Raw genomic sequence first — 10,272 nt, 5'->3', positions numbered from 1 at the left:
AATAAATCTAGGCTTAGATGGAAGTCTAAGTCTAGATTAATTATTAAGAATACAAGCATGAAAAAATTAATAGTTGTCTTTGTTTTTTTCGCTTTCGCGAAAGCGTTAACAGCTCAACAGGATCCACAGTACAGTCAGTATATGTATAATCCGATAGTTATAAATCCGGCCTATGCTGGTAATCGCGGTGTAGCGAGTATAGTTGGATTACATCGTAGTCAATGGGTTGGATTGGATGGAGCACCACGCACACAAACTTTGTCGTTTCATACTCCTATTGCCAATAGTAGAGTAGGGTTAGGTTTGAGTGTTGTGAATGACGAAATAGGACCAGCTGATGAGACCTATGTAGCGGCAGATTTTAGTTATACGATTCCCGTAGGAGACGAGGCAAGATTAAGCTTTGGACTTAAGGGAGGAATCCACGTGTTAAATGTTGATTTTAATAAGCTAAATATTTTTGATCCAGGAGATCCTAGATTGAGTGAGAATGTAGACAATAGATTGTCACCTACTGTAGGATTAGGACTGTATTATCATACGGAGAGGTTTTACGTAGGATTGAGTTCGCCTAATTTATTACAGACGGATCATTTTGATGAAGATAACGACACGAGTTCAGCCACGTTTATAGCAGAGGAGCGTATACACTTATTTGGAACCGTGGGATATGTTTTTGATTTAAATGATAACATTAAGTTCAAACCAGCTGGACTAGTAAAGATGGTACAAGGAGCACCTTTACAGGTTGACTTAACGGCAAATTTCTTATTCAACGATAAGTTCACAGTAGGAGCGGCCTATAGATGGAGTGCTGCTGTTACTGGATTAGTAGGATTTCAAATAAGTGATCAAATGATGATAGGATTTGCCTATGATCGCGAGACTACAGAATTAGGTAATGCGATATACAACGACGGTAGTTATGAATTATTCTTGCGATTTGAATTGTTCAACAGCTACGATAGAATTATCACGCCAAGATTCTTTTAATAAAATTAAAAAGTTACAATGAAATATTTAATTGTTATACTAGGATTAGTTTCCACGATATCTCTCGCTCAAGATAGAAATGTAATAGAGCCAGATAAAGTATATGATGAGTATGCTTTTATAGATGCACAACAAATGTATTTAAATATGGTGGAGGACGGTTACGGGACAAGTAATGTCTATAAAAAATTAGGAGATACTTATTACTTCAATAACGACTATTCAAATTCACACAAATGGTATACAAAACTATTTGAGAATAACGATGGGGCGATAGAAAGTGAATACTATTTTAGATATGTTCAAAGTTTAAAAGCGGTAAAGGATTACGATAAGGCTGATGCGTTATTAATAGAGTATCAAAAAATTAAAGGAGCTGATTCTTTTACTGAAATTTTTGTAAACGATAAAAATTATCTTGAGATGATTGAACTTCAATCATGGAGATATAACATTAAAAATTTAGAGATAAATAGTGAGTCTCAGGAATTTGGAACCGCTTATCTTAATGGGAGTAATGAAGTGGTATATGCAAGTTCAAAGGATTCTGCTTCTATGATTAACAGACGTCATAAATGGAGTGAACGACAGTTTTTAGATTTATATGTTGCTCAAATTGATAGTGCAAGTTTAGAACTTGTTAATCCTAGAAAATTTGGAAATGGCGATCAAAAATTGAATACTAAATTTCATGAAAGTAATGCAGTATTCACGAAAGACGGTCAAACGATCTATTACACCAGCAATAATTATTTCAATAAAAAGTATAAGAAAAGCAAAGATGAAATAAATAAGTTGAAAATATTTAGAGCTAGTAAAACAGAAGACGGATGGGGAAATATAGAAGAACTAGCAATCAATAGTGACGAGTGGTCAACAGCTCACCCAGCTTTAAATGAAGAAGAATCTAGGTTGTATTTCTCTAGCGATAGACCTGGAAGTGTAACAGGTTTGGATGGAAAGAGTAGTTCAGATATCTGGTATGTTGAAATAGATTCGACAGGCACCTTATCAGAGCCTGTGAATCTTACTGCTGTAAATACAATAGGAAAGGAGTTATTCCCATTTATTTCAGAAAAAGAGGATCTTTATTTTTCATCTACGGGACACATGGGATTAGGAGGATTAGATGTTTTTGTGACTTCACTTGCAGAAGCCCATGATAGCGAAAAGTTAAAAATCACCAATGTAGGAAAACCAATTAATAGTTCTTACGATGACTTTTCATTTGTCATTAAGGATAGCACTATGACGGGTTACTTTAGTTCAAATAGAAAATCAGGACAAGGTCTTGATGATATATATAGTTTAAGGCAAAACAAGCCTTTAGCTTGTAAGGACGAAATAGTAGGAGTAGTAACAGATGAAGAAACGGGAGAATTGATCCCAGGAGCAACCGTTGTTCTTTTAGATGTAGATAATAACGAGGTAGAACGAGTAATTGTTAAAAAGGACGCGGCCTATTCCTTTACAGTGCTATGTGAATCAACATATTCTATCCAAGCATCCAAAGAAGAGTATGCTCCTTCCGATGCAGTGACAACGACGCCAGATGTTATTGCTACGATAGTATTACCTATATCTTTAAAAAGATCTATTGATGATAAAATCCAAAAATTCCAAGTCGGTGATGATCTAGCTAGCGTGCTCGATATACCTATGATATATTTTGACTTTGATAAATCTAATATAAGACCTGATGCAGAAGTTGAACTGCAAAAAGTGTTACAATTTATGAAGGCATTTCCTACTGTTAAAGTAGATATTAGATCCCATACAGATAGCCGTGCGCCAGATTTATATAATATGAAATTAAGTGATCGCAGAGCCAAGTCTACTAGGGCTTATTTAATAATGAAAGGAATCAATGCAGATAGATTGACAGCTCAAGGTTATGGAGAATTTCAATTGGTTAACGAATGTTCAAATGGTGTTGATTGTACCGAGGAGCAACATCAACTTAACAGAAGATCTGAGTTTATCGTGGTAGGTAAATAATTAAATTAATCTTATAGCTGCAGTTTTAATTCTATTATTGAATATACATTTTCTAAATATGTTATTCCTATGCTTTGTTGGGCCATTGTAAAGGTTTTAGGAGAAAATGTTTCAATAATTAAAGTTTGACTGCGGCTTTTAACTGCTAGTTGCTTGTTCATTATATTTGTGAAATACAAAAGGTAAATCATGATTACACTTAAAGATTTAGCCAGCACTCTAGGTGTTTCAGTATCTACTGTTTCTAAGGCATTAAAGGATAGTCCAGAAATTAGTCAGGATACTATTAAAAGAGTGAAAGAAATCGCAAAAGAATTAAATTATCGCCCAAATACACTAGCACTTAGTTTAAAAAATAGACAAACTAAAACCTTAGGTGTAATCATTCCAGATATCTTAAACCCTTTCTTTGCAAACACCTTATACGGGATTGAGCAACAGGCAAATAAATTGGGGTATAATATTATTACATGTATCTCAAATGAGTCCTTTACAAAAGAAAATGACTCGATAAACTTATTGTCAAATGGTAGTGTTGATGGATTTATACTCTCAATTTCACAAGAGACCCAGGCCAAAGATGATTTAAACCACCTGAAAGATTTACTTAGACAAGATGTTCCTATAGTAATGTTTGATAGGACCTCACAATCGATTGAATGTGATAAGGTGGTAATAGACGACTTTATGTCGACCTTCAACGCTGTTAATATGTTCATTGAAGAAGGTCGTAGGAAGATAATACTTATAAATACTTTAGGTGATTTAAGCGTTGCAAAACTTAGGGTTTTAGGATATAAAACCGCTCTAGAAAAATCAAGTAATACTAATCAAGAACCTATCATCATCAATGTTGACAATGCAAAAGATGTAAGAGGATACATAAAAAATATGTGTGAAGTACATCCTGATGTTGATGGAGTCCTATGTATTGATAATAAATCGGGATTAGTAGCGGTAAGCGCTCTTAATAGACTCAATTATAACATTCCTAAAGACGTATCAATTGTAGGTTTCTCTAGCGAGGAATTTTCATATTTGTCGGATCCTGTTCTATCTACAGTTACTCAACACGGTGAAGAAATAGGTGCCGTTGCGGTAGATATGCTAGTTGATCGTTTAACTGGGAACAAGAAAAAACCAGTTTCTACAACTACAGTAGATTTTACGATTGATCACAGAGGAACTACCCTAAAAAAGTCCTAGATCGGGATATTCAATCAGTGATTTATCATCAATTCTCTTAACAAATTACTAAGAGGTTGATTAAACTTCTTTTGTAAATTTGAAACAAAATTTTATAAATGGAGCAAGTCATACTGGTAAATGAAAACGATGAAAAAGTAGGCCTTATGGAAAAAATTGAGGCCCATGAAAAAGCATTATTGCATCGTGCGTTTTCCGTATTTGTAGTAAATGATAAGCAACAAATTATGTTGCAGCAACGAGCATTACACAAGTATCATTCACCAGGCTTATGGACTAACACATGTTGTAGTCATCAACGAGATGGTGAGACTAATATTGAAGCAGGTAAAAGAAGATTACAAGAGGAAATGGGATTTTCTACAGAGCTTAAAGAGCTTTTCAATTTCATATACATAGCTCCGTTTGATAATGGCCTTACAGAACACGAATTAGATCACGTGATGATAGGTTACTACAATAACGAGCCTGTAATTAATCCAGATGAAGTGGCAGCTTATAAATGGATGACAGCTCAAGAAATTAAAACTCATATGGATGAAAATCCACATGAGTATACAGCTTGGTTCAAAATTATTTTTGATAAATATTACAAATTCATCTCATGAGATTAACAGCATATCGTAAAGCGCATTTTAATGCAGCACATAGACTGTTTAGACCAGATTGGTCTAGTGAACAAAACGAATCAATATTTGGGAAATGTAGCAATCCACATTTTCACGGTCACAATTACGAATTAGAAGTAGGTGTGACAGGTGAAGTTGATCCAGAAACTGGTTATTTGATTGATTTGAAAATACTTAAAGATATCATCAAAGAACAAGTAGAAGATGCATTTGACCACAAAAATCTCAATGAAGAAGTTCCTGAATTTAAAACCTTAATTCCTACGGCAGAACATATTGCCTATGTCATTTATCAAAAAATAAAACCTAAATTAGATCCTAAATACGATTTGAGTATTAAATTATACGAGACACCTCGTAACTTTGTTGTATATTCAGGTGATTAATGAAACTATATCCGCTACAGTTTAAACCTATTTTTAAGTCCAAAATTTGGGGTGGAGATCAATTAAATACACTCAAAAAAATCAATCCACCTATTAACCAATTAGGAGAAAGTTGGGAAATTAGTGTTGTGCCCGATGATGAATCTATTATTACCAATGGTAATTATAAGGGGCAATCGCTCACAGAATTGATTGAACAATATCCCTTACAACTGTTAGGAGCTACTAGTGTAAACAGATTTGGAAATCAGTTTCCTTTGCTTATAAAATATATAGACGCAGCACAAGATTTGTCCATACAAGTGCATCCTGATGATAGTGTAGCGCAAAAGAAACATAATAGTTTTGGTAAAACTGAGATGTGGTATATCATGCATGCCGATGAAGGTGCCCGATTAATTATGGGTTTTAATGAGGATTGTGATAAGGGCGCTTTCGCGAAAGCGATACAAGAAAAATCCTTATTAGATTTATTAAATAAACAGCAAGTTAAAACAGGCGATGCATTCTTTATCAAGCCTGGATTAATTCATGCTGTAGGTGGTGGAATAACCCTTGCTGAAATTCAACAAAGTAGTGATGTTACCTATCGGGTCTATGATTTTGACCGCAAGGATGATGAAGGTAATACCAGAGAATTACATATTCAGGATACCATTGATGTTGCTGACTATAACAGAGTTAAAGGTCACCATATTAATTATGATCCCTTAAAAACTGGTAGTCAAAATCTTGCGATAAATAGATACTTTAAAACAGACTATGTGAGTTTTGATGATCACTACCAGATAAACCCAGCACAGCTCGAATCTTTTGTAGTGCTTATGAATGTGGGTAATACAATTATCGAAATTGAGGTAGATGATGAAAATGTAACCTTAAAACCAGTAGAAACCGTTTTATTGCCAGCGAGCCTAGTAGCTGTTGATTTGCATTCAACCGTAGGTGCAAAAGTGCTACAGGTTTCTATATCATAAGATTAATAAATAGGTTATTTTTGCCATAAATTCACAATTATGGCAAGCATAAGACACTTAAAGCAAGATATCAACTATGTACTAGGCGATATCATTGATGCGGCAATTATCCATCAAGGAGCGCATCCAGAATCTGATCATAAAAAATCTGAAGAAATTATAGACGATAGTATAAAAACTTTTGACGCTCTTATCGCACGTGTTAACGACCGCAGCGTAGAAAATAGAGCAAGTCATCTAAAACAAGTGAGAGTTGATTTACAAAACGAAGCTAACCAATTAGCTGATCGTATAAACGCTCTATAGTTCTTTATTAGTTTTAATTAATTCAGACAGTTGTTTTCCATAACGACTTGTCTGAATTTTTTTTGGCATCATTTGATAAGCGCTATCCAGTAGATCTGCCTTTGCATCAAATGCATCTTTTACAAGGATATATGGAGATACTTCGTAATCTTTGTGCAATTGAGCATAGTTAATCGCATATAGGACTTTTTTACGCAGGTATTTATCGTAAGCAGTTGTAAGTGAATCAATTTTTTCCTGAGAAACGTCTTCCATTGCATTCAATTGCATACTGCGTTGTACTAACTTAGTATAGACCTGATTTAAAGGTTTTTTGTTCGTCTCATAAATATTTAAAATATCTTGATTCTTTGAACCAGTAATTTGAGCGTTATCTTCAAACATCTCTAGGTCAGTTTCTATATTGATAATCGTATCCTCGGCAAAAAATTGTATACGGTCATCATATTTAACGCCATCTTTAATATCTAGATATAGATATAAAATTTCTGGATTTTCTAGTGGAGTCGTTAATTTAAATACAGGCTCACCATCTATTTTTATACTATCAACGTTGACGATGGTTGTATCTATTAATTTTTGAAGATATACGGTTCCTTGTTTTAGCCCTTTAATATTTCCATTAACGGTAAGAGTGCCTTTTGAATCAGAACAAGCCGTGATTCCAGCCAATAAAAGAATTAAGATGATGAGATTTTTCATTTCAAAAATTTGAGGTGCAAATATGCATTATATCCTTGTAAAATACTAGGCTGTTGCTGCCAGTTGCATAAGAATTGTGCAGGCAATAGCTCCTAGAGTTCCTACTACATATCCAAATACAGCAAGTAGAACTCCCACGCTGGTTAAAGATGGGTGAAACTCGGCAGCTACAACTGGAGCGCTGGCAGCACCACCTACATTTGCTTGACTTCCCACAGCTAGGAAAAAGTAAGGAGCTTTAATAAGTTTTGCCACGATTATTAATAACATCGCATGGAAAAACATCCACACCAGGCCGATTAGAATTAAGAATGGATTATCCATTATTTTAGTTAAGTCCATTTTCATTCCTATCGTGGCTACTAGTATGTAAATGAATATTCCGCCTATTCTACTTGCTCCTGTGCCTTCATAACGTTTAGCTGGAGTAAAAGAAAGTAAGATTCCAATCAAAGTAGCTATAGCAATAATCCAGAAAAAACCACTAGTCAAAAAGGACAAATAAATGTTACTAGCTATCGATTCATTTGCTTGAAAAGTTGAAGACAGAAACTCTGAAAGTAAGTGTGATACTGCCACAGCGCCAAAACCGATTCCAGACATTACAAAGATATCTGTGACTGTAGCTTCTCGCTTTACAGCAGTAGTATAATCGCTAACTTTTTGTTTGAGTTCTTCTATAGCTGTGTTATCAGCTTTGGTCCATTTATCGAACAGTTGACTTTTACCGATACCGAAAAGCAAAATTGCCATCCATAAGTTTGCTACAACAATGTCTACGATTACCATACCACCATATTTATCTTGGCTATATTCATATACTTCTAACATGGCAGTTTGATTTGCTCCACCACCTATCCAGCTTCCAGCTAGTGTAGCTAGTCCTCGCCAAACAGCGTCTGTGCCTTCACCACCTATAGCCTCTGGTACAAACGAACCTATTAATAGTACTGCTAGTGGTCCGCCAATAATAATTCCAGCGGTACCAGTCAAAAACATAAGTAGTGCTTTTGAACCTAAATTAAAAACGGCTTTAAGATCAATGGAAAGGGTCATAAGAACAAGTGCTGCTGGAAGTAAGTAACGACTGGCCATGTAGTAAAGGTAAGACTCCTTTTCAACTAGCTTTCCATTTTCAATAATTTGCCACGATTCACCAGATATAATTCCAGTTGTGCTCAAAAAACTAGGTAATAAATAGCACATGAGTAAGGCGGGAACATAAGTAAAGAATTTTTTCCAAAATCCGTCTTCTCTTGACGAGGCATAAAACACAATAGCAAGACAAATCATTAAAAGTCCAAAGACTATTGCGTCATTGGTGATTAATGGTGCTGGGTTTTCAATTTTAGGAATATCCATTGATACAGGCTTGTTTTAAAGGTTGCCTGCAAAATACAATGAAACGAGAATAATTTGTAACTATTCTGTTACAAACGTATGTACTTGATTAATTAGTTCAGGGTGAATAGGAAAGTTGGGCTCCACATAGCTTTTTGCTGCAACAATTTCATCATCACCAACTTTTTTAAATACATAATTCATGCCTGTAATAATCACCTTTTTAGAACTAGGTGATGCTTTATGTAACAGTTCAGTTTGCATGGTAGAAACCTGTCTGTTCTTATCACCGTTTAATAAAAGAATCGGACATTCTATTTTTTTTATCAGTTTTGTTGGGTCATATTTCATCCAACTTTTCATAAAAGGTTGGATTCCAGGATTTGCTACATTCCAAAGATCTCGTTCAATGTTTTTAACAGGTTTTTCCTGCTTTTTTATTTTGTCAAAGGTTGCTCTTGCTACCTTATCTAGACCTGGGATTTCTTTAGATATTTGATCTACTATTAAATCATCGATAGACTGGCCGTGACCTGCAATAGAAATTACCCCAGAAATGGATTCGTCATAAACTCTCATAGCTATCAGTGACCCTTGGCCATGTCCTAATAAATAAATCTTAGAGAATCTATCATCCTTATTAAAAGTTTTTACGGTAACTCTCGCATCGGTAATGAATGTGTTTAAAGTAACCTCATCCGTAGGTTTTCTATTTTTCATTAGTGTAAGAGTACGCTTATCATATCGATAACTAGCAATACCCTTAGATAACAAACTGTCTGCTAATTGTTTGTAGTGATTGCTTCTTGTTCTAGGCTCATTTCCATCTCTATCAACAGCGCCTTGTCCTGCAATAAAAATCACTAGCGGTACTGGTTGCAATGTATCGGGAACCAGCAGAGAACCTTGAATATTATCATTAATATTATAGATAGTAGGATCGATTTGTTCCTTTTGCAATTGACCTTTACTGAAAACGTCTTGTGCGTTTAAAGAAATACTTACAATAAATAAAGTGAATACTAGAAAATACTTCATTAGCTCTTACCTGGTTTTTGATATAAATAATAACTGTATGCAAAACTTGCAATTGCTATGCCAATGGTAGTTGACATGACAATAATAAACGTTGTTTGCATGGAGAATAGTATACTAGAAATTACAATTACGATCCCTGCTATTAAAAACCAGTATCCACCATAAAGATGTGTTTTTTTCCATACATCATTACTCTCTAGCGTCCATGGCGTGCGTATTCCAATGAAATAATTAGGTTTAATATGTCTCATATATAATCCCAATAAAACAAACAATAATCCCACACCAGCAAAGATTAATCTAGGTAGTTCTTTACTGAAGGTTGATGAATTTGTATGTGAACTGGCGTAAATAATGATCATGCAGATGGCACTCATAAAAACTGTAAGGCCTAATCTAAGTCCTGGCCATATCCTAGAATTATTGTTTTTAGGATCTAGTTGAGGTAGGTACTTAAACAAAAAATACATGACGCCACATAAAAGGATAGGAAGTATCCACAATTCCTTTTTGCTTCCCATTCTATCCACTTGTCCGCTAGAATTAAAATGCATGGCTACTTCTTCTGGTAATTCGCTGTAAATAAAGCCTAAATAAAGAAACGGGATTAGATTAAGAGCAATAATTAAGTACTCTATAAAATTTTTATTTTGCATATTTAAAGGTAAAAAAAATGAGTATTATCTTCTACTACCA

Annotated in this window: 11 protein-coding genes; 7 read left to right on the top strand and 4 right to left on the bottom strand. The window is 34.6% G+C overall.

Annotated features, from left to right (window positions below):
• Positions 1 to 57 precede the first annotated feature (57 nt).
• The 7 genes from HCN53_RS07130 (at position 58) to HCN53_RS07100 (ending at position 6,495) form a co-directional block, all read left to right on the top strand.
• Positions 58 to 993, top strand: a complete 936-nt coding sequence (locus tag HCN53_RS07130; protein WP_167342510.1) for a type IX secretion system membrane protein PorP/SprF — start codon at positions 58 to 60, stop codon at positions 991 to 993.
• A gap of 18 nt (positions 994 to 1,011) precedes the next feature.
• The gene (locus HCN53_RS07125; protein WP_167342509.1) at positions 1,012 to 2,991 is read left to right on the top strand and encodes an OmpA family protein; all 1,980 of its coding nucleotides are present in this window, start codon (positions 1,012 to 1,014) and stop codon (positions 2,989 to 2,991) included.
• A gap of 189 nt (positions 2,992 to 3,180) precedes the next feature.
• Positions 3,181 to 4,197, top strand: coding sequence for a LacI family DNA-binding transcriptional regulator (locus tag HCN53_RS07120; RefSeq protein WP_167342507.1), 1,017 nt, complete (start codon positions 3,181 to 3,183; stop codon positions 4,195 to 4,197).
• 98 nt (positions 4,198 to 4,295) lie between these two features.
• On the top strand, positions 4,296 to 4,805 hold the full coding sequence (gene idi / locus HCN53_RS07115; RefSeq protein ID WP_105019603.1) for an isopentenyl-diphosphate Delta-isomerase: 510 nt from the start codon (positions 4,296 to 4,298) through the stop codon (positions 4,803 to 4,805).
• Positions 4,802 to 5,212, top strand: a complete 411-nt coding sequence (locus HCN53_RS07110) for a 6-pyruvoyl trahydropterin synthase family protein (protein WP_042277355.1) — start codon at positions 4,802 to 4,804, stop codon at positions 5,210 to 5,212. Before idi ends, HCN53_RS07110 begins: the two co-directional genes overlap by 4 nt.
• Positions 5,212 to 6,189 carry a type I phosphomannose isomerase catalytic subunit gene (locus tag HCN53_RS07105; protein ID WP_167342505.1) on the top strand — a complete coding sequence of 326 codons (978 nt, stop codon included), beginning with the start codon at positions 5,212 to 5,214 and terminating at the stop codon, positions 6,187 to 6,189. The genes HCN53_RS07110 and HCN53_RS07105 overlap by 1 nt, the downstream gene beginning before the upstream one ends.
• 39 nt (positions 6,190 to 6,228) lie before the next feature.
• Positions 6,229 to 6,495 (top strand): hypothetical protein, encoded by a 267-nt coding sequence (locus tag HCN53_RS07100; RefSeq protein WP_042277359.1) that lies wholly within the window; start codon positions 6,229 to 6,231, stop codon positions 6,493 to 6,495.
• On the opposite strand, the gene HCN53_RS07095 is transcribed toward HCN53_RS07100, so the two are convergent.
• From HCN53_RS07095 to HCN53_RS07080, 4 genes are read right to left on the bottom strand one after another with little or no spacing between them, the layout of a single operon-like run.
• Complete coding sequence (locus HCN53_RS07095; protein ID WP_167342503.1) at positions 6,490 to 7,197, bottom strand: DUF4369 domain-containing protein; 708 nt, start codon at positions 7,195 to 7,197, stop codon at positions 6,490 to 6,492. The genes HCN53_RS07100 and HCN53_RS07095 overlap by 6 nt on opposite strands.
• 45 nt (positions 7,198 to 7,242) lie before the next feature.
• Positions 7,243 to 8,559: a DUF819 domain-containing protein gene (locus tag HCN53_RS07090; RefSeq protein ID WP_167342501.1), complete on the bottom strand. Its 1,317-nt coding sequence runs from the start codon at positions 8,557 to 8,559 to the stop codon at positions 7,243 to 7,245.
• A 60-nt stretch (positions 8,560 to 8,619) separates the two neighbouring features.
• Entirely contained in the window at positions 8,620 to 9,576 is a 957-nt protein-coding gene (locus HCN53_RS07085; protein ID WP_167342500.1) for an alpha/beta hydrolase, read from the bottom strand.
• Complete coding sequence (locus HCN53_RS07080) at positions 9,576 to 10,232, bottom strand: SdpI family protein (RefSeq protein ID WP_167342498.1); 657 nt, start codon at positions 10,230 to 10,232, stop codon at positions 9,576 to 9,578. Before HCN53_RS07080 ends, HCN53_RS07085 begins: the two co-directional genes overlap by 1 nt.
• Between the last annotated feature and the right edge of the window lie 40 nt (positions 10,233 to 10,272).

The sequence above is a fragment of the Nonlabens sp. SY33080 genome, from assembly GCF_011784885.1.
Lineage (GTDB): Bacteria > Bacteroidota > Bacteroidia > Flavobacteriales > Flavobacteriaceae > Nonlabens > Nonlabens tegetincola.
This window is presented reverse-complemented; position numbering and strand designations above follow the sequence as displayed.